The 26360-nt window shown below is 34.4% G+C and carries 24 protein-coding genes and 5 tRNA genes; 10 read left to right on the top strand and 19 right to left on the bottom strand.

Annotated features, from left to right (window positions below):
• Positions 1-51 precede the first annotated feature (51 nt).
• Genes ACNC7R_RS06995 through ACNC7R_RS06985 form a run of 3 tightly spaced genes read left to right on the top strand, consistent with a single transcriptional unit; the run spans position 52 to position 2292 of the window.
• A complete protein-coding gene (locus ACNC7R_RS06995) occupies positions 52-1113 on the top strand; it encodes a DUF3810 domain-containing protein (protein ID WP_417940222.1) in 1062 nt (353 codons plus the stop codon).
• Between the two features lie 42 nt (positions 1114-1155).
• On the top strand, positions 1156-1650 hold the full coding sequence (locus ACNC7R_RS06990) for an RNA polymerase sigma factor (RefSeq protein ID WP_417940221.1): 495 nt from the start codon (positions 1156-1158) through the stop codon (positions 1648-1650).
• Positions 1651-1659: 9 nt separating this feature from the next.
• A complete protein-coding gene (locus ACNC7R_RS06985) occupies positions 1660-2292 on the top strand; it encodes a hypothetical protein (protein WP_417940220.1) in 633 nt (210 codons plus the stop codon).
• A gap of 60 nt (positions 2293-2352) precedes the next feature.
• Here ACNC7R_RS06985 and ACNC7R_RS06980 read toward each other — a convergent pair whose 3' ends face one another.
• Positions 2353-3183: a lysophospholipid acyltransferase family protein gene (locus tag ACNC7R_RS06980; RefSeq protein ID WP_417940219.1), complete on the bottom strand. Its 831-nt coding sequence runs from the start codon at positions 3181-3183 to the stop codon at positions 2353-2355.
• 127 nt (positions 3184-3310) lie between these two features.
• Positions 3311-3961: an NUDIX hydrolase gene (locus ACNC7R_RS06975; protein WP_417940218.1), complete on the bottom strand. Its 651-nt coding sequence runs from the start codon at positions 3959-3961 to the stop codon at positions 3311-3313.
• Positions 3962-4089: 128 nt separating this feature from the next.
• Between ACNC7R_RS06975 and ACNC7R_RS06970 the strand changes: the two genes are divergently transcribed.
• Complete coding sequence (locus tag ACNC7R_RS06970) at positions 4090-4524, top strand: DUF4268 domain-containing protein (protein ID WP_417940217.1); 435 nt, start codon at positions 4090-4092, stop codon at positions 4522-4524.
• A 71-nt stretch (positions 4525-4595) separates the two neighbouring features.
• Here the strand turns inward: ACNC7R_RS06970 and ACNC7R_RS06965 are convergent, their stop codons facing one another.
• The 5 genes from ACNC7R_RS06965 to ACNC7R_RS06945 all read right to left on the bottom strand — a co-directional run bounded on the left by ACNC7R_RS06965 (position 4596) and on the right by ACNC7R_RS06945 (position 9759).
• Entirely contained in the window at positions 4596-5006 is a 411-nt protein-coding gene (locus ACNC7R_RS06965; protein ID WP_417940216.1) for a hypothetical protein, read from the bottom strand.
• Positions 5007-5022: 16 nt separating this feature from the next.
• Complete coding sequence (locus ACNC7R_RS06960) at positions 5023-5967, bottom strand: NAD(P)H-dependent flavin oxidoreductase (RefSeq protein WP_417940215.1); 945 nt, start codon at positions 5965-5967, stop codon at positions 5023-5025.
• 8 nt (positions 5968-5975) lie between these two features.
• Positions 5976-7580 (bottom strand): S8 family serine peptidase, encoded by a 1605-nt coding sequence (locus tag ACNC7R_RS06955; RefSeq protein WP_417940214.1) that lies wholly within the window; start codon positions 7578-7580, stop codon positions 5976-5978.
• Positions 7581-7626: 46 nt separating this feature from the next.
• On the bottom strand, positions 7627-8814 hold the full coding sequence (gene mnmA / locus ACNC7R_RS06950) for a tRNA 2-thiouridine(34) synthase MnmA (protein ID WP_417940213.1): 1188 nt from the start codon (positions 8812-8814) through the stop codon (positions 7627-7629).
• A gap of 216 nt (positions 8815-9030) precedes the next feature.
• On the bottom strand, positions 9031-9759 hold the full coding sequence (locus ACNC7R_RS06945) for a toxin-antitoxin system YwqK family antitoxin (protein WP_417940212.1): 729 nt from the start codon (positions 9757-9759) through the stop codon (positions 9031-9033).
• A gap of 360 nt (positions 9760-10119) precedes the next feature.
• Between ACNC7R_RS06945 and ACNC7R_RS06940 the strand changes: the two genes are divergently transcribed.
• Both ACNC7R_RS06940 and ACNC7R_RS06935 read left to right on the top strand, forming a co-directional pair.
• A complete protein-coding gene (locus tag ACNC7R_RS06940) occupies positions 10120-10461 on the top strand; it encodes a hypothetical protein (RefSeq protein WP_417940211.1) in 342 nt (113 codons plus the stop codon).
• A 147-nt stretch (positions 10462-10608) separates the two neighbouring features.
• Positions 10609-12387: an AMP-dependent synthetase/ligase gene (locus tag ACNC7R_RS06935; protein ID WP_417940210.1), complete on the top strand. Its 1779-nt coding sequence runs from the start codon at positions 10609-10611 to the stop codon at positions 12385-12387.
• A 159-nt stretch (positions 12388-12546) separates the two neighbouring features.
• Here the strand turns inward: ACNC7R_RS06935 and ACNC7R_RS06930 are convergent, their stop codons facing one another.
• From ACNC7R_RS06930 to ACNC7R_RS06885, 10 genes are all read right to left on the bottom strand, one after another.
• Positions 12547-13092 carry an exonuclease domain-containing protein gene (locus ACNC7R_RS06930; protein WP_417940209.1) on the bottom strand — a complete coding sequence of 182 codons (546 nt, stop codon included), beginning with the start codon at positions 13090-13092 and terminating at the stop codon, positions 12547-12549.
• A gap of 21 nt (positions 13093-13113) precedes the next feature.
• The gene (locus ACNC7R_RS06925; protein WP_417940208.1) at positions 13114-13680 is read right to left on the bottom strand and encodes a metallophosphoesterase family protein; all 567 of its coding nucleotides are present in this window, start codon (positions 13678-13680) and stop codon (positions 13114-13116) included.
• 55 nt (positions 13681-13735) lie between these two features.
• A complete protein-coding gene (locus ACNC7R_RS06920; RefSeq protein WP_417940207.1) occupies positions 13736-14833 on the bottom strand; it encodes a slipin family protein in 1098 nt (365 codons plus the stop codon).
• A 773-nt stretch (positions 14834-15606) separates the two neighbouring features.
• Positions 15607-16392: a hypothetical protein gene (locus ACNC7R_RS06915; protein WP_417940206.1), complete on the bottom strand. Its 786-nt coding sequence runs from the start codon at positions 16390-16392 to the stop codon at positions 15607-15609.
• Between the two features lie 34 nt (positions 16393-16426).
• Positions 16427-16996 (bottom strand): DUF5565 family protein, encoded by a 570-nt coding sequence (locus ACNC7R_RS06910; protein ID WP_417940205.1) that lies wholly within the window; start codon positions 16994-16996, stop codon positions 16427-16429.
• A gap of 31 nt (positions 16997-17027) precedes the next feature.
• Positions 17028-17100 (bottom strand) — tRNA-Leu (locus ACNC7R_RS06905).
• Between the two features lie 177 nt (positions 17101-17277).
• Positions 17278-17349 (bottom strand) — tRNA-Pro (locus tag ACNC7R_RS06900).
• A 6-nt stretch (positions 17350-17355) separates the two neighbouring features.
• Positions 17356-17428 (bottom strand) — tRNA-His (locus ACNC7R_RS06895).
• An 84-nt stretch (positions 17429-17512) separates the two neighbouring features.
• Positions 17513-17585, bottom strand: a tRNA-Asp gene (locus ACNC7R_RS06890).
• A gap of 20 nt (positions 17586-17605) precedes the next feature.
• A tRNA-OTHER gene (locus ACNC7R_RS06885) sits at positions 17606-17677 on the bottom strand.
• Between the two features lie 898 nt (positions 17678-18575).
• On the opposite strand from ACNC7R_RS06885, the gene ACNC7R_RS06880 reads away from it, so the two are divergent.
• The 3 genes from ACNC7R_RS06880 to ACNC7R_RS06870 all read left to right on the top strand — a co-directional run bounded on the left by ACNC7R_RS06880 (position 18576) and on the right by ACNC7R_RS06870 (position 19486).
• Positions 18576-18899, top strand: a complete 324-nt coding sequence (locus ACNC7R_RS06880; protein WP_417940204.1) for a WGR domain-containing protein — start codon at positions 18576-18578, stop codon at positions 18897-18899.
• Between the two features lie 76 nt (positions 18900-18975).
• Entirely contained in the window at positions 18976-19203 is a 228-nt protein-coding gene (locus ACNC7R_RS06875; RefSeq protein ID WP_417940203.1) for a hypothetical protein, read from the top strand.
• Between the two features lie 67 nt (positions 19204-19270).
• Entirely contained in the window at positions 19271-19486 is a 216-nt protein-coding gene (locus ACNC7R_RS06870; protein ID WP_417940202.1) for an SWIM zinc finger family protein, read from the top strand.
• A 110-nt stretch (positions 19487-19596) separates the two neighbouring features.
• Here the strand turns inward: ACNC7R_RS06870 and ACNC7R_RS06865 are convergent, their stop codons facing one another.
• On the bottom strand, positions 19597-20289 hold the full coding sequence (locus tag ACNC7R_RS06865; RefSeq protein WP_417940201.1) for an outer membrane beta-barrel protein: 693 nt from the start codon (positions 20287-20289) through the stop codon (positions 19597-19599).
• 85 nt (positions 20290-20374) lie between these two features.
• Between ACNC7R_RS06865 and ACNC7R_RS06860 the strand changes: the two genes are divergently transcribed.
• Positions 20375-21172 (top strand): hypothetical protein, encoded by a 798-nt coding sequence (locus ACNC7R_RS06860; RefSeq protein ID WP_417940200.1) that lies wholly within the window; start codon positions 20375-20377, stop codon positions 21170-21172.
• A 95-nt stretch (positions 21173-21267) separates the two neighbouring features.
• Here the strand turns inward: ACNC7R_RS06860 and ACNC7R_RS06855 are convergent, their stop codons facing one another.
• Entirely contained in the window at positions 21268-26340 is a 5073-nt protein-coding gene (locus ACNC7R_RS06855) for a DUF4132 domain-containing protein (RefSeq protein ID WP_417940199.1), read from the bottom strand.
• Positions 26341-26360: the final 20 nt, after the last annotated feature.

Raw genomic sequence — 26360 nt, 5'->3', positions numbered from 1 at the left:
TTCGATACTAATTAATATTGTATTTATATTTACGTATCCAAAATATATACTGTGAAAGCAAAATACATTTTACCACTATTTCTTTTAATTCAGATCATCTTTTTAAAAATCCTGCCTTTTTATCCGGATTTTATTGAAGGAGCTTACAGTAACAATCTTTATATCAGAATTTCACATTTTTCGAGAACCCTTTTGGGTAAAATTCCGTTTTCTGTTGGCGACTGTATTTATGCAATTTTAATTATTTCTATAATTGGCTGGTTTTGGAAAATCAGAAAAACATGGAAAACAGACTGGAAAGATCATCTTCTTAAAATATTAAGCAAAGTTTCCGTTTTTTACTTTTTGTTTCATCTTCTTTGGGCATTCAATTATTACCGTGAACCGCTTTTTCAAAAAATGGAAATCAAAAAAGAATACACGGATGCTGAGCTGCTGGCTTTTACTAAAAGATTAATTATCAAAACGAATGAAATCCAGCTACAGATTACCAAAAATAAAAATGCAAAAGTGATATTTCCGTACTCTCAGAAAGAAGTCTTTCAGATGAATCTCAACGGATACGACAATCTGGCTAAAGAATACCCCTATTTTAAATACAAAACCTTAAGTATTAAAAAATCATTATTCAGTATTCCACTGACTTACATGGGATTTGGCGGATATCTAAATCCATTTACTAATGAAGCTCAGGTAAATGATTTGTTACCCATGTATAACTTTCCGTTGACAAGCGCACATGAAATGGCACATCAGATGGGGTTTGCAAGCGAAAGCGAATGTAATTTTATTGGCGTTCTGGCATCAGTTAAGAATGATAATTTGTATTATCAGTATTCCGGATATAGTTTTGCACTTCGCTATTGCCTTGGTATCTGGCAATTTAAAAACGAGAAAGTTTTCAAAAAGTTAAAAGAACAAACCCACACCGGTATTTTAAAAAATTATCAGGAGAGCCGTGATTTCTGGAAAAAATATGACACTTTTATAGATGAAGGTTTTCATTTCATGTATGATAATTTCCTAAAAACAAACAATCAAAAAGACGGAATGGAAAGCTATAGCAAATTCATTGACCTGATGGTGAATTATTATAAAAAAAGAAAAATTTAATTATGCTGTAACAAAAGTAACCACAGCACTACTAATACCTATATGAGCGAAAACCCAGAACATTCTTTTGTTGTGCAATTGCAGGCAAACCAGAATATAATCCACAAGATTTGTAGATTATATACTGCCGGCGAAGATGCCCATAAAGACCTATTTCAGGAAATCACCATTCAGCTCTGGAAGGCATATCCAAAATTCAGGGGTGACAGCAAATTCTCGACCTGGGCTTATCGCGTTGCCTTAAATACTGCCATTACCCTATACAGAAAAACAAAACGATCCGTATCGACAGTAGAATATGAAAACCACCTGCATTTTGTTAAAGATGTTGAATACAATTATGAAGAAGAAGAGCAGATCAAACTGATGTACAAAGCAGTTTATCAGCTAAACGATATTGAAAAAGCATTAGTATTTATGTATCTTGAAGACAAAGATTATCAGGAAATAGCCGAGACTTTAGGAATCAGTGAAGTGAATGCACGAGTGAAAATGAACCGAATTAAAGGGAAACTTAAAAAAATATTAAATCCTTAAAATACCACTATGAAAGAACTGGATTTATTAAAAAAAGACTGGAAAAAGAATGCAAATTCTTTCACACAAATTTCTGAAACAGAAATTTACAATATGATTCATAAAAAATCATCCTCCATTGTGAAATGGATTTTAATTATAAGCATTCTGGAAGTTTCCTTCTGGACTTTTTCGAATATATTTATTAATACCGATGATGTTTTACAAAAAACAAATCACCCGGAAATTGTATTTGGATTAGAATTTCTAACGTACTTTAATTATATCGTAGTTCTTGCTTTTGTTTTTATCTTTTACAAAAATTACAAAACCATTTCAACAACAATAGCCACAAAATCCCTAATGAGTTCCATTTTAAGAACACGTAAAACAGTACAATATTATGTATGGTATAATTTAGGCATGATTTTAATAACAACAATATTGAGCATATTTGCTGCCTTTGTTTACAATCCGGACATGCTATTTTTAAAAGAAAAAATAGCAGAAAACGGAATAGCAATGTTTCTCACTATTAGCATTTTAATTATTGTGATATTAGGTTTCCTTGGGATATTCTGGTGTTTTTACAGATTACTATACGGAACATTACTCCGCAGATTATATGCAAATTATAAAGAATTGAAGAAAATAGATTTCTAAAAAGAATCCGACAAATAAAGTTCTCAAAAATCTTACCTTAAAGATGCTATATTTACAAAACTAGCATTCATTTTCGGATGACTTATAACTCCATCTTCTCATTTCATTAAGTTCTTCTTCGGCTTTGATTTCTTCTGCCGGAATAACTTTTAAAAATGATGGATGCTGCTCTATTGCATATTCAACTTTTTCCACAATTTGTTCAATCGTGTCATTCTCATAATCAACATCCAGAGGTTCTTTGATGATAAATGACTGGAGAATATTTTTCTTTTTCATTCGCAATCCTTTCTTATCAAATGAACGGCGAAAACCGTCAATAACAATTGGAATAACGATTGGTTTGTGCTGTTTGATGATATGGGCAGTTCCTTTACGGACAGGTTTAAACGATTTTGTAGTACCCTGTGGAAAGGTAATCACCCAGCCGTCGTTAAGGGCAATTTTAATATTTTCAGTATCATTTGGATTAACATCTCGTTTTTCAGTAACATCAACGCCTTTTGAACGCCAGGTTCTTTCTACTGTTATTGCGCCTACATAAGCCAAAATTCTTGGCAGTAAACCGGCCTGCATCGTTTCTTTGGCAGCAACATAATAAATATTCATTTTAGGCTGCCATAAGTAACCAATATTTTTAATAGTATCCTGACGACCGCTTAAACTTGCATTAAAAACATGAAACATCGCTACTACATCGGCAAAATAAGTCTGATGGTTCGATATAAACAAAACGTTGGTATCCGGTAATGTTTTAATGATTTCAGATCCTTCGATCTGCAATTCGTTAAAACCTCTATATCTTCTATGTGTCATGGCTCCCAAAATACGGATTAGCCATTTTTTTATGAATAATATATGTCCGAAAGGATTTCTCTTAAACAATCCCATAGCAGTGAATTATGTTGTTTTTCTTAGGCCGCAAACATACAAAATTTATTTTTTTGAAAAATTTTATAAAAAATTCCCACCAATAAACAGTTATTACAATGAATATCAAAACATTAAATTTACGTTTTTAAATCTTTTCTTCAAAAGTAATTTTCAAAACTTCTCTCAATTCACTTAACATCATGGCTGTTGCACCCCAAACCACATGATTCTGAACATTAAAAGCCGGAACCAAAATATTGGCTGCATAAGAGGTTGATAGCGTGGCCTCGATTATTATTTCATCATGTAAAAAAACAGATAATGGGAGTTCAATAATATCTGCAACTTCTCTGACATCGGGGTAAAATGACAATTCCTGCACAGAAATACCTAAAAAGGGATGCACTAAAAAATTACTTGGCGGAATGTACATTGGCGTAAACTCTTTGACAATTTCTATTTTTTCAGATGAAACTCCAATTTCCTCCTGTGTTTCCCGCAAAGCCGTTTCCCGAAAATCCGCATCTGAAATTTCATACTTACCTCCAGGAAAAGCAATTTGAGAAGAATGCACACCATTATAAGCATTACGTACAATCAGAACTAAATGTGTTTTATTATTTTTAGGATACAGCAGCATCATAACCGCAGCAGCTCTTGGACTTTTGGTTGACAAATCAAGGTTTTTAATTAGCTGAATCCTTTCAGGGGGAGCCATTTTTACATGTGCATTTTCTGCCGGAAGCGCAACCGGAATTAAATTAGGAACATGTTGTAAAAAATCTTGAAAATCCATAATCAAAGTTTATTTTTGTACTATTGAATTTTGTCTAAAAATATAATTCCAAACAGAATCCCAAATAAAATATAAATATAGTCCAGAAAACGCGGTTGCACAAGTTTTCTAAAACCAAACCCCTGAAAATGTACAGCAGAGAAGAATCACAAAAACTAAAAAGAGAATTTTGGGTAGCTTTTGCAGAGAAATATCCCAGAAAATGGGTGCTTTACGATACTAAGATCAAAGACTTTTCTTTTAAATTTTATATAGATAATAAAAAAGCTCAGGTGTTAATCGACATCGAACATCGAAGCAATGAAAAACGAATGGCTTATTTTGAAAAATTAGAAGCATTAAAAAACATCTTAGAAGAAGAATTCATCAAAGATTTGGTTTTCGAAAAAAATCATACACTTGAAAGCGGCAAAAACATCAGCCGGATTTGGGTTGAAAAGTCGGGAATTGGTTTCAGCAACCGAAATAACTGGGATACTATTTTTGATTTCTTTTTCGAAAAAATGAATGCTCTGGAAATGTTTTATTTAGAATATGATGAGTTTATTAAAGATATAGAATAAGTAATCCTAACAATTATTCAATACCGCTTATTAGCATTAAAACTAATAAGCGTTTTTTATTCTTTAAATCATTATACGTTAAAAATATTATACACAATAATATGCTTATCATAATTAATATAAAGCTGTTTACGGTAGTCTTGCTTTTTGCGGGTAATAATTGAAATTTTGCAGTCAGTTCCGCTATTATCTTTGCACACAAATGAATAGACAATATCCGTGTCATTTTCTTCCCGTTCGATATATTCAATGATATTAAAAAGCTGTATTTCCTGTGAATATACCACAATTCTATGTTTTTGTGTATCCAGTACGACAGAAAGATTCACCAAATCAAGGTTTGACCATTCACCCCATTTACCTTTATCATTTTTTTCTAAAACACTGAAACCCGATGTTCTAAAGCGATAAGACTGACTGTAAGTTTGCTGGACTCCTAATGCAAGAAAAAGAAGTATGATATAATTGCGTAAAATATTCATAATGTTAGAGGCGCTATTAAAAGTCAAATTTACTTTTTTCCTGATAAGCAGCTTTAAAATCGGCTATTATTTCATGAATTATTTTTTCTGCTGGTAAAATTTCATGAATCAATCCTGCTATTTGTCCTATTTCCAGCTCACCTCCTTCAAGATCTCCTTCAAACATTCCTTTTTTTGCTCTTGCTCTTCCTAAAAGCTGTATTAAGTCCTCTTTGGAAGGGCACTTTTTATATAATTCCTGAATATCTTCATAAAATTTATTTTTAATCAAACGAACAGGCGCTAATTCTTTTAGAGTCAATTGTGTATCACCTTCATTTATATCCACTATCTTTTGCTTGAAATTAGGATGTGAAGATGATTCTGTCGACGCTGCAAAACGGCTTCCTATCTGAACTCCGTCTGCCCCTAAAATCATCACTGCCAGCATTCCTCTTCCTGTAGCGATTCCACCCGCTGCAATAATCGGAATCTGAATTTTTTCTTTTACCATCGGAATCAAAGTCAGTGTTGTGGTTTCATCACGACCATTATGACCTCCGGCTTCAAAACCTTCAGCTACGATAGCATCAACTCCTGCTTCTTGTGCCTTTAAAGCAAAAATGCTGCTGCTAACCACATGAACAACCGTAATCCCTTTTGACTTTAAAAATGAAGTCCAGGTTTTAGGATTTCCTGCCGAAGTAAAAACAATCTTTACCCCTTCATCAACGACAATATTCAGGATTTCTTCAATATTTGGATATAACATCGGAATATTGACCCCAAACGGTTTATCAGTTGTCTTTTTGCATTTCTGAATATGTTCACGTAAAACTTCGGGATACATTGAACCAGCTCCAATAAGTCCTAAACCACCCGCATTACTTACTGCTGCAGCTAATTTATAACCGCTGTTCCAAATCATCCCTCCCTGAATGATTGGGTATTTAATATTAAAAAGCTGCGTAATTTTATTCATTGATAAAGTTATTGTTTTAAAATCTTTCCGGTTTTGTGCAAACCATTCGCATCAAAAGTATAAAAATAGAGTCCACTTTTTAATGATTCAACAGAAAGATCTGGATTTTGAGCCGTTATCTTTTTATCCATTACTTTTTGTCCTAAGATAGAGTAAACAATAACCGATGCTTCATTTATTTGATCAGAAAACGTGAATGTTATAGTAGTTTTAGCAGGATTTGGATAAACAGCAAAATCTTTATTTACAAAGCTGTCAAGTGTCAATGCAGTACTGAAATTTGGAATTCCGTAGCCGTTATTATTATCAGGTGTTAAATACTTATCTGAAGACTGAATTACCATATTTCTAATTTCCTGATTTGTTTTTTCAGGGTAGACCTGCCATAAACAGGCAATCATACCAGCCATAATTGGGCATGAAAAAGAAGTTCCGTCCGAAACGCCAATATTTCCAAAAGGATCAGCAACGACAGCATCTGTACCTTGTGCCATAACATCCGGTTTTATTCTTCCATCATAACTTGGTCCTATAGAACTAAATCCGGATCTCACCTTTGAAGCCGTAACTGCACCAACTGTAATAACAGAAACTGCATCTGCAGGCCCTCCAATATGTTTTTCAGTTTGTGTTCCTTCATTTCCTGCTGATGCGACAACAATGATTCCTTTACTAAAGGCAATTTCAGCACCGCGGGATATAAAATTAGTTGTTCCATTCATATCGCTATAGGTGTGATTGTATTCGGGTTTTGTAAAATCACCAAAATACCCTAACGAAGTTGTAATAATATCAACACCCAGCCTGTCTGCTTCTTCGGCAGCCTCGACCCAAAGCGATTCCTCAACCGGCCCTTCTGAAGCATCATCTTCTGTAATAAACAAATAATAAGAAGCATCCGGAGCTGTCCCTATCAACTGATTTTCTTTATATCCTGCCATAGTCGAAAGCACTAAAGTCCCATGACTGTCACCTGTATAAAAATTAGCGTTTCTGGAAACATAGTCATATCCACCCAGAATTTGGTTATTATCCCTTACTTTTTGAAAAGGCTGCGCCGTATTTACTCCTGGAAAACCGCCGTCCAATACAGCAATTATTTTTCCGGAACCTGTATAATTCTGCTGGTGCAAAACATGACCGTTCAGCATCTGAATCTGGTTTGCAGAGGTTCCGTAATTATAATTAATGCTTGTTTTAAGTTTATTATTTGTTGCAGTAATTTCATTTTCACTACCCTTCTTAGAAGTTAGGTTTAATGCCTTATTTGCAAAAACAACTTTATCAACAAATGATAACGCTTTTACCGCATTAATATTTACCTGGCTTCCCCTGATATGAAGTGCATTCAGCCATTTAGACTGTGCCATAACCGTAATTCCTGTACTGGTTTTTATCTGATTAACATATGCTGCTTCCAAAGGAACATCCGTAAGATTCAGCACTATACTCTGAGCAGATCTTCTGTCCAGGGCACGCTGAGAAAGCATTAAATCAGGATTATCAAAATAAGCTTGTGCATTGGGTTTATCCTTAAAATAAACCCAGGCATCTTCCTGCGAAAACATTGCAGTTGAAATCCATAAGAAAAAAAATAAGTATTTTATCTTCATAGCGAATTCATTTAAAAAAGCAAGTGCCTTTGTTAAAAGTATAAAGCTATGAAATTACTCCCGAACCAACTAATTCATTTTCTAAATACCAGGCAACAAACTGTCCCTCGGTGATTGCAGATTGTGGTTCCTCAAAACAAACATACATTCCGTCTTCAAATTGGTGTAGTGTTGCTTTCTGCAGAGGTTGTCGGTAACGGATTCTTGCCATAACTTCAGCAGTTTCACCTGATTTTAAAGTCAGATCAGTTCGAATCCAGTGAACCTCAGATTTTTCTATAAACAGTGCTTTTTTAAACAACCCGGGATGATTGCTTGTTAATCCTGTGTAAATTGTATTAGTTTCAACATCTGTTGCAATAACAAATAGCGGATCAGTAGTTCCGCCAACGTTTAATCCTTTTCGCTGCCCAACTGTAAAATAGTGAGCTCCCTGATGTTTACCCATAAATTTGCCCATTTCCGGACGATAATCCAGTTTTTGCGCTTCGATTTTTAAATCTTCTTCCAAAGATAATCCTGCTGGTTTTTTAATATTGTAAATCGGATCATTTTTATCAATCTGAACAATATTTCCTTCTTTAGGCTGCAATTTTTGCTGTAAAAATTCCGGCAAACGCACTTTACCAATAAAACAAAGTCCCTGAGAATCTTTTTTCTCCGCAGTTACCAATTCCATTTCAGCAGCAATTTCTCGAACTTGCGGTTTAGTCAAAGCACCAATGGGAAATAACGCTTTTGATAATTGTTCCTGAGACAACTGACACAAAAAATACGATTGATCTTTATTATTGTCTGCTCCTGCTATTAATCGATAAACAGTCTTTCCATCAACTTCAGTTTCGCTTTTTTGACAATAATGTCCCGTTGCTACATAATCCGCACCAAGACTTAAAGCAATTTTCATGAAAACATCAAATTTGATTTCGCGGTTACAAAGCACGTCAGGGTTTGGAGTTCTTCCTTTTTCGTATTCGTTGAACATGTAGTCCACGATCTTTTCTTTATATTCTTCGCTCAAATCAACAGTCTGAAACGGTATGCCTAATTTTTCAGCTACTAACAGAGCGTCATTGCTATCTTCTAACCACGGACATTCGTTTGAAATAGTTACAGAGTCATCATGCCAGTTTTTCATAAAAAGACCTATAACTTCATATCCCTGCTGCTGTAATAGATAAGCTGCGACACTTGAATCTACCCCACCGGAAAGTCCAACAACTACACGTTTCATCCTAAATTTATTTATATTTTTAAAAGGATGCAAAGATAAATCAAATTATAGACAATTATGCTCGCTTTGATTAGTTTATACAATTAAAGAGTAGATAAAACTTATCGTAATCTATTTTTCCTCCATAACCTTTCGATTTGTTTTTTTTTCTTCTTCGGTCAATTACGTTATGTTTTTATCAGGTAAATAAAAACACCCAGGATTACTGCTGCTTTCCTATTGTTTCTTTTCAGCCGGATTTTTCTTTATTCCTGTTTTTTCAGAAATTTTATTGATGTTCTTCGGGTCACTCATATTCAATTCTTTCGTAAGCTTTCCTTTTACATAAAATTTCCAAATTCCTGCTTTTTTTCCATTCAGAAATTTACCTTTGGAAGCCACCACTCCATCTGAATCATAAAAAACTGCCTCACCATTATACTGGTCATTAACATAGGTAGTCTGCTCTAAAATGATCCCGTTTTGTCCAAATTTTTTATAAACACCCTCTTTAAGTCCGTTTTTATAGGTTACCTCCTCTGCAACTTTTGCATTTGGATAATAAACCGTTCTTTTGCCATCAAGCTTACCGTTTTTATAATTTTCGACAGTCATTAAGACTTTTGAAGCTTTATGGTAATATTTCCATTCTCCTTCATAATTTTTTCCGACCACTTTTCCTTCACTTACTATATTTTTCTTCTGATCGTAAAAAATGGTATAAGCACTTCCGTCATTTGCACTAAAATCACGGGTTGCTATCACGTCTGCATTTTTAGTATCATCAAAAAATTTAAAAATACCTACTTCTTTTCCGTGGCTAAAAGTGCCTTCATAACGTGGTCTTTTCGAATTTTCATAAGTGCCTTTCCAGACACCGTCTTTTTTTCCATTAGCATCCAGTTTATTAAAATCCTGCGCAAAACCTACAGCGCTTAACAAAAATAAAATCCAAAAATTTTTCATATTTTCTTTTTTTCTATATAACAACAAAGATTGGTTTTTAGTATGGCAAAGGTATAACCATTAAACAAAAACTCCTTTATCTATTACTAAAAAGTCATTAAGAGCTGAGATCAAAATACTTCTACCCATTTTCCATATCAATAAATAAAATTTAAAAAAAGCTTTTATAATAATTGAATAACTTTTACAAATTAAACTATATTCGCAAAAAATAATATAGCAAAAAAATATAACCCAAACTAAATCCGGAGTCTGATGAAATCTTTAAAATTATTCTTACTTACCCTTTTTATAGGTACCTCACAATTACATGCGCAAGCAAAGGTTGAATCTATCATATATAAATTCCACCCACATTATATGACTACTGATATAGGTCAGACTGTTGCAGGGACTTATTTGATTGAAGGAAAAAAACAACCCATTATTCAAATTAATGCCGATGGCACTGGTATTATTCAATTAGCCAATTTATCTAAAAAGAAAATAACCTGGGGAATAGAATGTTCTGACGAAGGTATTCCTATCTTCAAAGAAGGATACGATAGTTCTTCTTATACATTTTGGTATAAAATAACGGGAACCGGTGAATGGCTTTATACACAATTTTTAATTATTCCTGGCAAGAAAAAAATGTACCTTATGGGAGATCGCGTAAAATATTATGGAGAAACTCCGGTAAAAACTGAGGAGGAGGAATAATAAACCATTTATATGAAGTAAAGCAAAAATAAAAACGTTTTAGCTGATTTTATCAACACTACTGAAAATTTCAGTTTTTTATTTCATGAAACAAAAAATTATACCTAATTTTTATTTAATTTGCAATAAACTTCAATATCTTATATAATGGTTACGATCACACGCCTTTTTGATTTCCCTTATTATCAACAAGAAACTTACAATCTTCAGGTTGCATTGGCTACCAAAAAAAATGGGGTTTGGGAAAAAACATCCAGCATTGATTATGTTGTTAAAGCGAATGTTATTTCAAGAGCGTTATTGCGTATGGGTGTTAAAAAAGATGATAAAATTGCTTTAATTACCTCCAATAATCGTACAGAATGGCATATTATGGATATTGGAATTTTACAGACTGCTGCGCAAACAGTTCCCATTTATCCAACAATTACAGAAGACGATTATGAATACATTTTGAATCATGCTGAGGCAAAATATGTATTCGTTTCTGACATCGAACTATTAGATAAAATAAATAGTATAAAAGCTAAAGTTCCTTCATTAAAAGAAATTTTTTCGTTTAACGAAATTGATACATGTAAAAACTGGAATGAATTATTAAAACTTGGTGAAGATACCAGCAACCAAGCCGATGTAGAGGATCGAAAAAACAGTATAAGTCCGGAAGATTTAGCCACCATTATTTATACTTCAGGGACTACAGGAAGACCAAAAGGTGTAATGCTTTCACACAAAAATATTGTCTCCAATGTATTGAATTCAGCAGATCGTATTCCTTTTGACCCAGGTGTTAGCCGCGCATTAAGTTTCTTGCCTATTTGTCATATTTATGAGCGAATGGTTACTTATATCTATCAATTTTACGGCTGTACTATTTACTTTGGAGAATCAATAGAAAAAATATCAGAGAACATCAAGGAAGTAAGTCCTACCGTAATGACAGGTGTTCCAAGACTAATCGAAAAAGTCTATGACAAAATCATAGCAAAAGGCTCAGAATTAACTGGGATCAAAAAGAAACTATTCTTTTGGGCAGTTGAAGTAGGTTTAAAATACGAACCTTACGGAGCAAATGGTTTTTGGTACGAATTGCAATTAAAAATAGCCCGAAAATTAATTTTCAGTAAATGGAAAGAAGGTTTGGGCGGAAAATTAGATCTAATTGTAAACGGAAGCGCCGCTTTGCAACCTAGATTAGCCAGAATTTTTGCGGCAGCAGAAATCTATATCATGGAAGGTTATGGTTTATCTGAAACTTCTCCTGTAATTTCAGTAAACGATTACAGAAACAGAGGTTTTAAAATTGGAACCGCCGGAAAAGTAATTAATAATGTAGAGGTAAAAATTGCAGAAGATGGCGAAATTCTTTGCAAAGGTCCTAGTGTTATGATGGGATATTTTAAAGATCCTGAAAAAACAGCTGAAGCCTTACAAGGCGGTTATTTCCACACCGGAGATATTGGAGAAATTGATAGTGAAGGTTTCTTAAAAATCACCGATCGTAAAAAAGAAATGTTTAAAACATCAGGAGGAAAATACATTGCACCTCAACTGATAGAAAACGCAATGAAACAATCGCGTTTCATTGAACAGATTATGGTGATTGGTGAAGGCGAAAAAATGCCGGCAGCTTTAATTCAGCCAAATTTCGAATTCGTAAAAGAATGGGCGAAAATCCATAAAATTACTTTAGGGAATTCTACTGCTGAAATTGCTTCAAACCCTGATGTGATTAAACGCATTGATGAAGAAATTGAAAGCATCAATAAGAAATTCGGTCATTGGGAACAAATCAAACGTTTTGAGCTTACTCCGGATATATGGTCAATCGATGGCGGACAGCTAACTCCTACTTTAAAATTAAAACGTAAAATTATCAAAGAGATTTATAAAGATCTTTACGCAAAAATCTACGGAAACAATTAATCAAAATACCTAACCAAATGGAAACGGCTGTCTTACGACGGTCTTTTTTATACCTAAAACTAAAGTAATTAAAACACAAAAACTGCAAACATATCTATTTGCAGTTTCTTGCACAGTTATCTACTATTCTTTTTGATAACCGTTCTAACAAATTAAATTCTAATTTTTAAGACACCAATGCAAAATCTTGGCGATATTTTTGGCATCGTCAATTCCACGGTGATGTGTTCCTTCAAGCGGAATATTCAGCATGTGTAAAGCTCCATTCATTCCAGTTGCCCTCTGCAGGCCAAATTTTTCTGCAAAATATTCTTTTACATTAATATGCTCTTCTCCCATTGGGTATTGAATACCGAAAGATTTACACTGTTTTTTGAGCATATTCAAATCGTACTGACCGTAACTTGCCCATGTAAATAAATCGGGATTATATTCGTCGATTAACAAATCGACAGCATCTTCGAAACTTACTCCGTTTTTATCCAGCAAATCCTGAGTAATAGTGGTTAATTCTGTACAAAACGCACTCACACTTGAACGCTGTGGCTTTATCAAAATACCTTTGTTCTTGGAAATTTGTCCCGTTTCAGTATCTAAAACCGCAAGTCCGATTTCGATAATTTCGTTTTGCTGACCCTTCGGGACTGCGCCCTGCCAACATGTGGCTTCTAAATCAATGATAATAATTTTATCTGTAGTTTTCATTTTTTCTAATTTTTAAATATTTTATAGTTCTCTGTCTCCAAAAGGAGCTTTCCAATTTTTCTTCATAATGAGAGCTTTTACTTCTTCATAAGAAAGAGGTTCGTAATTGTGGCAGTCTACACCAACATCAAACGAACGGGATGTTTCATCATCAAACAAATGACCGTGTGAGTGACCGTACAAGTGCCATGTTCCTCTAAAAGAACTTCTCCAGACTTTCATGGCGTAGTGAAACAAGATTATTTTCTGTCTTCCGTTTGATCCTTCTGCATCTTCAACACTTAATTCATAATAATCTTTAATCCACTCAAATCGTTTCGCATAGCTTAATGCCGATTTATCATGATTTCCCTTTACAAGAAAAATAGATCCATTCAATTGATCTAAAATTTCTTTTGTCCGTTCAGGTCTTGCGAGCGAAATATCACCTAAATGATAGACAATATCTCGCGGACTTACCTTTTCATTCCATCGCCTAATGAGCTCCGCATCCATTTCTTCAACGGTAGCAAAAGGACGCTCACTAAACCGGATTATATTCGTATGACCAAAGTGATGATCAGACGTAAAAAATATTTTTTGATTCATTTCTAATTTAAATTTTCAAACTAAAACCATCAGCATTCCCGTTGATGGTTTTTCTTTATTTCACGAAGATTTCCTTCAATTGACCGATTACGTTTCCGCTTCCGGAAATTGTAATTTCTCCAATTTTATCCGCGATTTTTTCAACGTATTCCATCTCTTTCAACTTCCACAACATTTCGTTTTCTTCCATCAGTTTTGCTGTATTAAGTAAACTTCTTGTTGCAGCTGTTTCTTCTCTTCTCATGATACTATTTGCCTGCGCTTTCTTTTCAGCAACCAAAACCTGATTCATGATTTCTTTCATATCACCTGGCAGGATAACATCTCTAATTCCTGCATCAGAAATTTTCAAACCTAAGTTTTCAATTTTAGAAGCTGCTTCTTTTAAAATCTCTTCGGCAATAGTATCTTTTTTACTCAATAATTCGTCGAGAGTCAGACTTCCAACAAAAGCTCTCAAAGCCAGTTGCATCACAACATACAATTGTTTCTCAAAATCTTTGTTTTCAATCAAAGCCTTCATAATATCAACAACCTGATATCTCACAAAAAAGTTGATTCTCAATCCTGCTTTATCTTTAGTCAACAATTCCTGACCTGAGATTTCAACTTGCTGTTGTCTCATATCAATCGTTTTAACTTCGATTGTAATGGCGTTATTCCAAAAATAATGCGTTCCGGATTTTAATTCTTTTACAAAATTCCCGTTTACAAACAACAAAGCTTTGTCGTTGCTTGCTACAATAAATTTTCTTGTAAAATATCTTAACTGATTACTTTCTAATAAGTTTACTGGAACATTTTCAGTGATTTCAATTTTAGAAAGATCTGCTTTTGTAAACTCATTTTTTACAATTCCTTTCCAGAAAGCGTGTCTTCCAGGAGTTAAAACACCTTTAAAGTTTCCGTTTACGAATTGCAAAACAATCTCGTTATCACCTATCTCAACAACTTCTAGCATTGAGGCCAGAACTTCATTCTGCAACAAAACACTCAACTCAAACGGAGCCTGAAGAACGGCATTCATATCATAGATCAACACATTTTTGTCTCCAAAAATCCAGTGTAAACCCTCTTCTACTACTTTTACTAATTTTCTGTTTTCGAAAACCAAACCTACTTGGTAACCTTCGATTTTAATTCTTTTAATCATAATATTTTTGTTTCAAGTTTCAAGTTTCAGGTTTTGAAACAGTTGAAAACTTCATTTATATTTTTACTTTTAACTTTTTACTTCTAACATCTAACTTTTTAATAAAAAAACCTCTTTGCCTTTCTCCTCCGAAAAAACGGATGAAGAGTTTGTTATTTGTTTACTTGAATTGTTTTCAATCGTATTTTGTAGCGACGATCCCCAAATCATCTTCACAATCAAATCGAGAAGAAAACAAGTATTTCAAAAAACAGTACTTTTCGCACTGGCTTTATCATGAGTGTGAAATTTTAGATTCTAAAACCTTAGTTTCACTGACAAAGACAAATCAGCTTTTTTTCTGGTCATCTTTTTAAGAGTGATGGTCTCTACTGTTTACAGATTTTCAGTCTGTTGACATACCAATTTGTCTAACCGAAACGTATTCGGTGCAGGACTCGAACCTACATAAACACTCTAATGTTCTATCCTGTTTGAACTACCGCATTACTACGAGTGGGATTCGAACCCACAACCCTTAGATCCCTTGTGTCGAATAGTTTTTTGGAAAACCATACGAAAACCTCCAAACCAAGCTGCATAGAAAAACATAATTCGCTTTCGCGGAAAGTTCACTACAATGGTGCTATACAGAAACACGCAACTGGGCTTGTTTGATATTTTTAATCAAGGCCGAAGCTTTGATGTATTTCATTTTATAAAAGAACTTGTTTTATTTCCTGAACAAATATTCAAATTACACTGCGCAGTAATTTTGCGCAGTGCAAAAACTTTTAGTTAATCCATTCTATTACAGTCGATAAATAGACTTGTCTAACCTCTTCAAATCGGGTTATGTTCGGAATGTGATTGACTTCTAATAAATATTTAGAACCGTCTTTTGCAACGATGTAATCATTTCCTATCATATCCATCTGCAAAACATTCTTGATATAAAGTGTGTCTTCTAATAAATCCTGATCCACAGGCATAAAATTGGCATTATCAGGATGGATAGATTTTAACCAATCGTCACCTTCTAGTTTTATCTGCCAATAGGTTTCGCCAATCATCATGATACGAACCGCATCTCCTTCATAATAAGGTTCAATGGTTGCGGTAAATTCGCTTTCCCATTCTCCCGTAAAGCGATGTTTGTTTTCACCGCAATGCCAGTTTCCCCATTTTGCAATCGTATCTCTGGTTGTGTTTACAGAAGTGCCTGCACTTATAAATCCGTGTGGGGCACTGAATCTTGAAAGAGACAACGCTTTTACCAGACAAGGAATTTTAAAACGGCAGTCCAGCATTGCTGAAGCCTTTGGATAACAATCGCCATTCCAGATCGCAAGCCCCGCAATAAAATCGAAATCATTATCGTAAATTCCGAAATAGACTACTTTATCTACAGGCAACATCCCAATTCCGTTCGATTTTTCCATATACAAAACGGTATCTTTAACCACAATTTTTGGTATGGACTGGTGCCAGATAATATGTCCTGAATATTGGGCTTTTATACTATCGTATTCTTCCTGTTCAATACCCACAAGGGCAATTCGGTTGTATTTTTGTTTCATCGTTTTTAATTTTAAATGTTACTTGTTTTTGCTTCTAAACGGCTTCCAGTTTCAGGCGTTTAATTCCAAAATCTGTTTTTCTCAATTTGCACATTCTTTCATCTGAAATGTGGTGGAAAACAATTCCTTCAATATCATTTTCCGACAAGAAATTTTCTAAATCATCGAAATTGAGACTTACAGAATCTATTATTTCTGCACCGTGTTTTACCAAAGTATGTTTCTCAAACTTTTCAGGATTTCCTTGTACTTTCGGGCCGCATAATTCGTATGTTCCGTCAACTTTGTTTTCTAATTGATCGAAAGCTTCGAAAAAATGTTTATCCTCAGATTTTGATCTGTCGCATTTCAGCCAGTGTGGGTGATGTCCTGAAATTGGATCGGCTTCCTGACACGGAATTGCTCCAGCCGGAATTTTTCTTCCTTTTTTTGCATCAAATCTTTTGAACAATTCTCCGCCTATAATGGCTGCTGACGTACCGTCGAATTTTCTGGTTGCAATGGCTTTTCCATCAAAAACCCATTTATTTTCGATATTGATTTTATTAATTACCCTTCCTAAATCAGCAGGGTTTTTAGCAAATAATGTGGTTATCTTTTTCATTGTTTCTTTTCTAATTAAACGTTTCTTTTTGTACAGGAAGAGAGACTCGAACTCTCAAAATACAGATCCTAAGTCTGCCGCGTCTACCATTTCGCCATTCCTGCTTTTATTAATCCTCAGTATTTCAAAACTGAAATTGGTGGAAATAGTAAGATTCGAACCTACTCAGTCAAAGACAACGGTGTTTAGCTCATCATTTTTATTGTTTTTTTGGTTTCGCTGAATGAAAAATTTCATTTCAGACCGCCCTAACTCTTCAGCTTTAGCGTATTTCCATTTTGTCTGGGAAGCAGGATTCGAACCTGCGACCTCCCGCGTCCAAGGCGGGTAAACAACCACCGTTATCTTCCCAGATTTTTGGGTGTCTTCGGGAATCGAACCCTGTTCTGCGGATCCACAAACCGCCGTTTTACCAAATAAACTAAAAACACCATTTTTTTTAAGCCTCTAAGATTCTAAGGTTCTAAGTTTTATTTTACTTTGAACCTGTGTTCCTCAGAACCTTTTCATAAAAAGCGGCTCATACGGGAGTCGAACCCGTTTCTCCCGAGAGACAGTCGGGAAGGTTAGCCAGTAACCCTAATGAGCCAGTTCCTTCTAGAGAACAAGTGGTTTTGGAAGGGTTCGAACCTTCAACCTCCAGCAAACTCGCTGACTATCTACCAATTGCTATACAAAACCATTATTTTTTGGGCATAAAAAAAGCACCCGGTTAAAGGTGCTTACAAGATTTATAAGATATACGTATCCTATTGCCCATGTTCATGCACCTGTATTGTGTTACATCCAAGATCGTGTCCCGGGTGTAGCTGTTCTAAACTGTATATTTTTAAATCAAAAATCATTTTATATGTTGTATTATATTTTGAAATCATTTTTATCTGAAAATCTTTGTTCTGATTTTCTTCGGCAAAGATAAAGTCGAAAAAATCAATTATCCAAATTATTTTTTAAATTATATTACTGAATATCAATTACTTAAGCCTTATTAAAGTCCATAAAAATCCCTGTCCGCTTACTAGTGCAGATCCCTTTTTGTATCAAATGACTGTCTCTCATCAGATTACTTTCCAAGATTATATTTCACTATTTTGATTAATCATTAAACATTTTTTGTACAATTTTTTTTAATTATTTTTAGTTAAAGATTATTTTTCTATCATTTTAGTCTTCTTTTCTGTCAGATTTAGCGATATCAAAATGCTGTAAAACAAAAAAAGCGTCCCGATGAGGGCGCTTTTATATTTCTATATTGAATTTTAAATTACAATTTATTCTTCAATTCTATACAATACCTATCACGTCCATAACCACCAGCAGGAAAATTTCCTATCAGATTATAGTTTTTATGTGCTACAGACAGTTTCATAAATTTATATTTTATTCTATTTCGGGAGCAAATGTAATTATTTTATTAATATGTACTAAAAAATTAATCTTCTTAATCCTGTTTTTTGAAATTATACACATAATTTTTAACCAATATTTTCTTTATTCGCCACATAATCTTTTTTAATAATTTATATTTTTGAGAATATTCTAAGCCTAAACTTTTTTATATAATCCCTATAAAAACAGCATGAAGAAACATCTTAAATACATTGACGGAAATTCAGATAAATTTTGGCAAATAGAAGCCTCAGGACTTGAATTTACAGTAACCTACGGTAAAAATGGCACAAGCGGAACCAGTCAGACCAAAAGCTTTTCAAGTCCGGAAGAATGTCTTAAAGCGGCTGAGAAAATACTGGCCGAAAAAACAAAAAAAGGATATTCTGAAACAGGCGAAGTTGTAGTTACTGCTTCATCGGGAGTGAAAACCGCTTCGAATTCAAAAAGTAGCGATACAGCAGCAATTTTAGAAGAATATGACTCTATTGTAACATCAAAAAAATCGAATTAGTACTTCCTTTTCTTAAAGAAAAAGCAAAAGGAAATATTGAAGTTATAAAAAAGCATATCAAAAAATGCAATTGCTAATGGCTTTTTCTCCCGATTCGTACCGCGGATTTTCAGGCGAAGGAAATGTTCTGGAAACCATGACCGAAAACTTACCGATAGAATGGGTTTACGGTTTAAATAGTTTATTAAAATCGAATGAAACTTTTGATCCCAACATGCTTTCTATCGAAAATGATATTGATTTTGGAACGATGGACAATCTGACTTCTAATTATCATCAATGGTATTATTGGGTTATGATTTAAGCGAAAAAGCGCATTTTTACAGACTTCTTCCTTTTAAACAGAGCGTATTTTATCGTTAAACCCAAGATTGAAAAATGCCAAAAAGCTAATCGCTAACGAAGACATCGAAATCATCGAACGAAGAGCCGATTATATTGAAGCCAAAGTAAAAGGTTCCGGCGTGGTACACAAAGTGATTATTGATCATGCTTCGCAAAGATGTACCTGTGAATGGTTTACCGCCTATCAGGGAAAACGAGGAATCTGCAAGCATATTCTGGGTGTAAAAATGATGGTTTCCTGATATTATATTTTTTCTGATAAAATCAAATCAAATAGTCGGCTCTTCGCAGTCGCAACAAAAAAAGGCTGCCTTTTTAAGAAAGCCGTTTTTATTTTTATAAATATGCGCTTTTAGTCATTATCAAAAAAGTAGGTAAAAGAAAGACTAAAATAATTCTGTTTTGCTTTAGTTTCATAGGCCATATTATAAAATGGCGCCTTCTTAAAAGGATCGGATAACCCCATATTGTATCTTAAATTACAGGCCAGATTATGATATTCTACCCTAAACCCAAGTGGAATGTATGTATTTATTGATATTCTCTCGTTCTCTTGGTCAAAATTTAAATACTTTACCTGTAGATTCAACGGTTCCAGAATATAATTTTCTTTACTATCGTCAGCAGGTATATATTGTTGAGCAAAACTAACTGTAAATCCTGCATTTACTCCAATCTTCAGATTATCATCATCAAAACTTAAAAAGTTATAATTCAAAACAAAAGGAACATCAAAATTTTCTAATGTAAATTTTAAATCTTCCGGTTCGGCATCCAAATCAGCTTTTCCAACAAATATCATTCTATGATGCACATAATTTAAACCAATCGAAAATTCCAGGTCTTCTGTAAATTCTGCTGTTCCTACTATTCCAATTAAGTAGCCAGGCTGGGATTTCGTAAAAAGGACATTTGAATCTAAAGCATAATTGGTATAACCGGCTGTAATACCAAATCTCCCATCAAAAGCCCCATTCTGACTGTAAATATTAAAATTTAAAAGAATAAAAAAAAGAACAAAAAACTGAATTTTGAATGACTTCATGAAAGAAAAAATATAAATTATTATTAAAAAATAATAGTACAAATATATTGTTAAATCTATACTTTTGGCCAAAAAATACTTTTAGATGAAAAAAATTTCCATATTGCTTTTAATCCTAATTTTGACTGGATGTGAAATAGAAAACATAAACTACTTAACGCCAGTTGTTTTGAGTTATGAACCCGAAAATGTTTTAACTAATTCAGCAAGTCTGGGAGGTGAAGTAGGCAGCGAGGGTGGAAAAAAAATTACTGAATATGGTATTGTATGGTCTAAAAGTGAACACCCGACCACAAGTGATAATAAAATAGTAGAAGGTTCCCGAATAGGAGAAACTTTTAAAACCTATTCTGTATTTGAAGGTAATACTACTTATTATTATCGCTTTTATGCTATTAATGAAATTGGAACAGGATATGGCAAAGAATATTCTTTTAAAACTACCGCCGAGGCACCTTGCAATCCGACCATAAATAATAAAGTCTATTTAATAGGCAATACAAATCCCATAAACATAACAAATGTCGAATTATCAAATCCGAGTTGGGGATTTGATGAAGGAAATGTAGAATTTGAGACCAGTTCCTATAACTCAACAGTCCGAATTTTTGTTCAATTTAATGAATACAATCAAAGAATGCCTTTAACAGGTATCTACACAGTGGTTTTAGGCGATTTTGGAAATGGTGAGAAGTTATCAACCGGCGAAGCCAAATTATTTATTTACGACTACGGGCTTTACGGCTACGGTGGGGCAGTCGCTGAAGCCGGAACAAAGTTTTATGTTAAAAACGAAAATAATATTGTGACCATTATTTTTTGTGATACACCAGTGGGAAAGAAGTATATCCTGAACGGAAAATTTTCTTATATCATTAAATAAATTCTACTCAAAATTAAATAAATCAGAATAATATAAACCAACGAGAAACGGCTGTCCTCAAAAAGACAGCCGTTTTTTTATATGGAATAGTTTACTTAAACAAACATTTTATCAATCTGACTTAAAATAGTTGGGTCCTGAATTTCATTATCTTTGGCAAATAATAAAACTTTAGACATCACCTCAGCCGATTTCGGGTCATCATCAGCAAATGGGAGGAACAAACGTCCTCTGTGCTGTGAATGAATTGGCAGAACCGATAAATATTTACCCGGAAGCTGATACACAACAGCACTGCCTAAATGCACGCTGTAATCCGCCATTTTTCCTTTTATGATGGCGTGGTTTTCTTTGATTTCCACATTTTTCACTTTAAATAATCGCAATGTTTCTCTCAATAAAACGCCTCTCATTTCGATAGAAGAATGACTTGCTTCCGGATCTACTCCGCCAACATGGGCAACGCTGACCACCAAATCAATGTCTCGCATGACTTCTGAGAAGATTCTAGGATTAATATCTTCAAAAGGAATGTTTTTATAGTCCTTTAAAGAGTGAAATTCAATCGTTTCTAAAGTTGGACTTTCAACATCTGCTGGCGAAAACCAATCTGCCATCGCATACATTTTTACCTGATAACCTTCTTTATGGAAAACTTTCTGTAATCCTTCTTCATAATCTACTTTCCAGCCTCTTGTTTTCAATAAAGCCAAAGTTTGTTTAGGCTGTACCTGATGTCCTGCATAACGTCTTGACACTGATTTCTCTTTCAATTCGTCTGGCGTTGGAACATACAATTCTCTGAAAACCTGTTTAAACGGCTGTTGTAATTTAGTATCAAAACAATATTTCTGATAATCAACCCAAACATTATTTTTGTGTAAATCAAAACAGTGCGCGATTCTAAAAGTCTGCTTTTCATTTAATGAAATCATTTCGCCTAAACCCGTTACCAAACTTCCATCCACATAAAAACCAATCTGATCGTCATTTGAGATAAAAACTAATTTTTCTAAATGTTTCGAAATAATGGGATGTTCAAAAAGATTTTGCATCTCTGCGAATAAAAACTCGTCTCCACGAATCATGCTTTCTTCCAGACCTTTTCTGGAACGTGTCCATTGCTCGCGCATGGTTTTTCTGTAATTGGTCAATTCCAGAATGCCTTTGTCTTTTTTGTATTTTGGCGGAATCGATTTTAATTCTTTCCCTGCTTTATACGTAACCAAATCAGCTTTTCCTTCTTTGTTAATGACCAAACTAATTGTGACATCATCTAAAACCACTTCGGTTTCTTTTGATAAGATATTCTGAACTTGCTTCGTTTCCATTGCCCAGGTCAGACGAACCGGATCCGGATAACCGGCGTTTCTTGCCAGGTTTTCTAGCGCCACACGAATTGCCAAAGCTTCGCTCGCCTGCTTCATCGAACCGAATTCTTTACTTTCTTTTTTGAATTGCTGTAAATATTCGTAACGCGCCAAAATATCTTTTTCCGGACTTGCCTTACTCAAAGGAACTAATCCGTAAACTCTTAAATAATCCTGATCACGTTTGTCTTTTACTTTGGCGGTCACTTCCCTGATTTTTAAATCTCCCGTAATCGTGTCAGCATACAATCTCGCACGTCTGTGGCCGTTTCCGTCTGTTACGTATTTGGCAGATTCGTATAAAAGTTCCCATTTTGCTTTTCCTAATTTTTTGTAAGCCGATGTAAACCAGTCTTTATCTACAGCGCCATCTTTAAAATCCTGCAAATCTAAAGTCGAAAATCTTGCTGCTTCACTTTCCAGTTCTGAATTTGTAGCACTGTAAGACGCTGTTTTGGTGTGCGCATGAAACCACCAGATTCCTTCATCAAGACCCTTCCAGTCTAAATAACTGCTGATAAACTTTTGCCATTGCGGCGCATAAATCGCAGTCTGGATCAATCTTTCTTCAGAGATTTTGGCTTTTTTAATTAATGCATCAAAACTTTCCTGTGTATCGGTTTCCAACGGATAACATCTTTTCAATAAGAAACTGAATAATTTCTGTTTCGTTAAATCGGTATAACCCCATGAATAGACATAACCTTTGTACAAACTTGCTTTTCCGAGAGCTGTAATTAGTTCGACCAAACGGTTGGCGCCAAAAATCTTCTGGAAACTCTGCACCAAATGCGTTACCGAAGTATTCGAATCGCCTCTTTTGACCTCAGCATCCAAAAATGTTTCCCTTATTTTGTCCATCATCGGAACCAGAAAAGGGAATCTTTTAATTAAATCCTCACTACCAAAATGTCTGTAATGTTTACTTTCACTGGTTAAAACAGAAATTCTTTCACTTTCTAAAATACCTTCGTACAATTCGCCTTCAGTAATTAATTTTTGCTCAAACGCAACACAATACAAATGAATTGGCGGCTTAGCAAAAGGTCTGTTTTTTTCTAAACCGTTTAATTGTCTCCACCTGTGCAGATTCCAGACTTTAGTATTTTGTTCTTCTGTTAAATCAAGCAATCCGATTTTATTCAAATAAATATCAAAAAAGCCCTGACTCTGCCAGCCATTCCCGTTGTTATTGTTGTAATAATACTCGTCTTTAGCAGGTTTGTAATCAAACTCGATTACCGATTTCGGAAGATCCGCATACAAAGTGCTGCAGGCGTCAATTAAGAAATCAGCTTTTTCTTCAAAGGAATATTTTAATTGTAAAGCATTTAAAATCTGTAAAATAGCATTATCCCAATCGTAACCTCTTTTGTTTTGGTGCGGCAATAATTCTTTATAATAAAAAACATGCTTTTCCAGAAAATCCCTCCAGATTTTTCGGTCACAATTGCTTACCAGCGTCATTAAAAACAAATCTCTTTCAGCTAAACCTGATTTTTCAAACCATTCTGCCCAAACCTCATACAACGGATAATTGGTTGCTGCTAATTCTGAGTCTTTTTCGTCTTTCAGATATTTTATTTCCCTAAAGGTATTACCTAGTAAAACAGTAGTTTTGCTGTTGTCGTAGTTTTCAATTTCGTATTCGTAGTTTCTGTTCGCTTCATACAATTTATACAGCTTCGCAATCTCAGTTTTAATATGCGACATCGGTTTAGAGAAACCGTATTGTTCTGCTTTTACTGATTTAGCATACAAAGAGTCTGCTTTTGGTTTTGGCAGTTCGTAGGGAGAAAATTCATTTGGCGTAAAAAACCCATAACCATTTTCTGCACTTAAAAGATCTTTCTTTTTAGAAGGTTCTAATTGCTCGATAAATTTGGTCTCTTTCTCGGTAATTTTCGGTCTTTGCTGATATTCTTTTACCCAGTCATTCACTTTGTCCGTCAGTTTGTTATTTTTCTGAAGCTGGAGCATCAAATCCAAAACCGACATACGCTGTTCTAAATCGCCTTTTTCTAAAGTCTGATCAACAAAATTGATCACTTTTTGATCTTCCTGCTTTATCAGAATTGCCGTTAAATTCTTCTTTAAATTCGAATTTTTACGTTTAAACAATTCCTGAAAACCGGCTAATTCCTCTTCTGTCAAACTCAGATTATTCAAAACATTAACCGCCGAAGCCACAAGAGATTCCCCTCTGTCCTTTAGAATTCGCAACGCAAAACTCCTCTGAAAATCGGTTGGTTCAGTTTTCGTTTGATTGTTATTATTTTGCTGACTGTAGAACGAATAGCTGTAAAAACTGCCCAATAAATTTCGGGTCAGTTTCTCTCTCAAATTGATAGAAAATCCTTCAAAATGATTTAAAACCGTTTGTAATCTTTCGTAATTATCGCCCACCAAATTAATCGCCGAAGAGAAAAGCGTATCTCTTTCGAACTTGACATTCAGCCACGAAAAGACTTTTCCTTCAAATCTTTTTTCTTTTTCGGTAATAGTTTGCGCGAGATGATACACTTTATCAAAGAAGTTCGGATAATCCGTGTTTTCAATATAAAACTTCGATTTTGTATTCGCTTCCAATAAAGCATTCATTCTCGGAAGTGCAAATGCCAGAACCTGTAGGTTTTCATCTTCTAAAGCTTTAAAATATAATGGCATTTCGATATACGGATCGTTGGTTTCTCCTGCAAATTTCAGCGCCAGACATTTCTTTTCGGCAGTTCCCTTTTCTAATAATTCGTGCAAAAACGGAACTGTTTTTTCGACATCAAAAACGCCCTGAACCCAAAGTGCCATATAGACTTCGTTATTATTTTTGCTTTTTATACCCGTCGGAATCGTTTCCGGATTGGTAAAATATCCGTAAGCCAATTCGATAATATTTCGAACCGTAGTTTCTTTTTCAGATTCCCAGCCCAAACCTGTCCACGTATCAATTGCTCTTACAACCGATGAAAAACGGGTCAGTTTATTATCTATCAGCACTTTAATCATGTATTGTAAAGCTCCGATACTCGTTTCGTCTAAAGCTTCCAGAATCGTCTGACGCAATCCTTCCTGACGCTGAGCCGCAAGAAGCAGTTTTTCTACCAACTCCCAGTTTTCTTGTTTTTCGCTGTTTAAAAGCGCTTTAATGATATTTCTCGACACTTTTCCGTGCGAATCTTTATTAAAAACAATGTCTCCAAATAATTGATAAAGCCCTTCTTTTCCAGCATCTAATGCCGAAGACCAAACCATAAACTTATTCATCGAATTTGAAATTTCTGTATCGTAACGAATTTCATCTTCAAGACTTAAATTATAATAAAAAGTACCGCCGTCCTGATAATTGTACTTGTAAGGTCCGTTTAGCAAAGAACGTAGAAAATTAATCTGATTGACAAGCAAATATTTTTTATGATTGGGTGCTCTAAAAGCTCTTCGTGTATAACCCGTCTGATACATTTTTTGAGGCAGTCTGTTCCATGCTTCTTTTATGTAAGCCGCGTTTTCTTCTCCAAAAAAATAAAGCAATAAATCATAGTAGTTTTTATCGTCCCACATATCCTCCTTTACCAAAGTGGCAAACTTTTCGGCTTCATTTGAACCAAGAGAGATATAATTGCTGTAATAATTGTCCTGAAGTTTCAACAGTTCGAGACCAAACTCCGCCACTTCTTTTTTCAGTTTTGTTTTTGAAAGCAATTTCGAAAGCAAACTGCTGTTTACGATTTCTTCCAGTTCTTTCTTGAATCTCTTAATTGGATTTTCAATTACTTTACTTTTTAAAAGATCTTCTATTGTCATGATTTTTTGAAGTTAAAAGT

The organism is Flavobacterium adiutor, assembly GCF_048282555.1.
Taxonomy (GTDB): Bacteria; Bacteroidota; Bacteroidia; order Flavobacteriales; family Flavobacteriaceae; genus Flavobacterium.
The sequence above is the reverse complement of the archived record's forward strand: the minus strand, read 5'-3'. Positions and strand labels throughout refer to the sequence as shown.

Bases quoted from the DNA above. Each gene is read 5' to 3' on its own strand.
- ACNC7R_RS06990 (WP_417940221.1), top strand. From the start codon at position 1,156: ATGAGCGAAAACCCAGAACATTCTTTTGTTGTGCAATTGCAGGCAAAC.
- ACNC7R_RS06910 (WP_417940205.1), bottom strand. From the start codon at position 16,996: ATGAAAAAGATAACCACATTATTTGCTAAAAACCCTGCTGATTTAGGA.
- ACNC7R_RS06865 (WP_417940201.1), bottom strand. From the start codon at position 20,289: ATGAAGTCATTCAAAATTCAGTTTTTTGTTCTTTTTTTTATTCTTTTA.
- ACNC7R_RS06935 (WP_417940210.1), top strand. From the start codon at position 10,609: ATGGTTACGATCACACGCCTTTTTGATTTCCCTTATTATCAACAAGAA.
- ACNC7R_RS06880 (WP_417940204.1), top strand. From the start codon at position 18,576: ATGAAGAAACATCTTAAATACATTGACGGAAATTCAGATAAATTTTGG.
- mnmA (WP_417940213.1), bottom strand. From the start codon at position 8,814: ATGAAACGTGTAGTTGTTGGACTTTCCGGTGGGGTAGATTCAAGTGTC.
- ACNC7R_RS06965 (WP_417940216.1), bottom strand. From the start codon at position 5,006: ATGAATATTTTACGCAATTATATCATACTTCTTTTTCTTGCATTAGGA.
- ACNC7R_RS06975 (WP_417940218.1), bottom strand. From the start codon at position 3,961: ATGGATTTTCAAGATTTTTTACAACATGTTCCTAATTTAATTCCGGTT.
- ACNC7R_RS06945 (WP_417940212.1), bottom strand. From the start codon at position 9,759: ATGAAAAATTTTTGGATTTTATTTTTGTTAAGCGCTGTAGGTTTTGCG.
- ACNC7R_RS06915 (WP_417940206.1), bottom strand. From the start codon at position 16,392: ATGAAACAAAAATACAACCGAATTGCCCTTGTGGGTATTGAACAGGAA.
- ACNC7R_RS06980 (WP_417940219.1), bottom strand. From the start codon at position 3,183: ATGGGATTGTTTAAGAGAAATCCTTTCGGACATATATTATTCATAAAA.
- ACNC7R_RS06985 (WP_417940220.1), top strand. From the start codon at position 1,660: ATGAAAGAACTGGATTTATTAAAAAAAGACTGGAAAAAGAATGCAAAT.
- ACNC7R_RS06960 (WP_417940215.1), bottom strand. From the start codon at position 5,967: ATGAATAAAATTACGCAGCTTTTTAATATTAAATACCCAATCATTCAG.
- ACNC7R_RS06920 (WP_417940207.1), bottom strand. From the start codon at position 14,833: ATGATTAAAAGAATTAAAATCGAAGGTTACCAAGTAGGTTTGGTTTTC.
- ACNC7R_RS06940 (WP_417940211.1), top strand. From the start codon at position 10,120: ATGACTACTGATATAGGTCAGACTGTTGCAGGGACTTATTTGATTGAA.
- ACNC7R_RS06875 (WP_417940203.1), top strand. From the start codon at position 18,976: ATGGCTTTTTCTCCCGATTCGTACCGCGGATTTTCAGGCGAAGGAAAT.
- ACNC7R_RS06930 (WP_417940209.1), bottom strand. From the start codon at position 13,092: ATGAAAACTACAGATAAAATTATTATCATTGATTTAGAAGCCACATGT.
- ACNC7R_RS06970 (WP_417940217.1), top strand. From the start codon at position 4,090: ATGTACAGCAGAGAAGAATCACAAAAACTAAAAAGAGAATTTTGGGTA.
- ACNC7R_RS06855 (WP_417940199.1), bottom strand. From the start codon at position 26,340: ATGACAATAGAAGATCTTTTAAAAAGTAAAGTAATTGAAAATCCAATT.
- ACNC7R_RS06925 (WP_417940208.1), bottom strand. From the start codon at position 13,680: ATGAATCAAAAAATATTTTTTACGTCTGATCATCACTTTGGTCATACG.
- ACNC7R_RS06955 (WP_417940214.1), bottom strand. From the start codon at position 7,580: ATGAAGATAAAATACTTATTTTTTTTCTTATGGATTTCAACTGCAATG.
- ACNC7R_RS06860 (WP_417940200.1), top strand. From the start codon at position 20,375: ATGAAAAAAATTTCCATATTGCTTTTAATCCTAATTTTGACTGGATGT.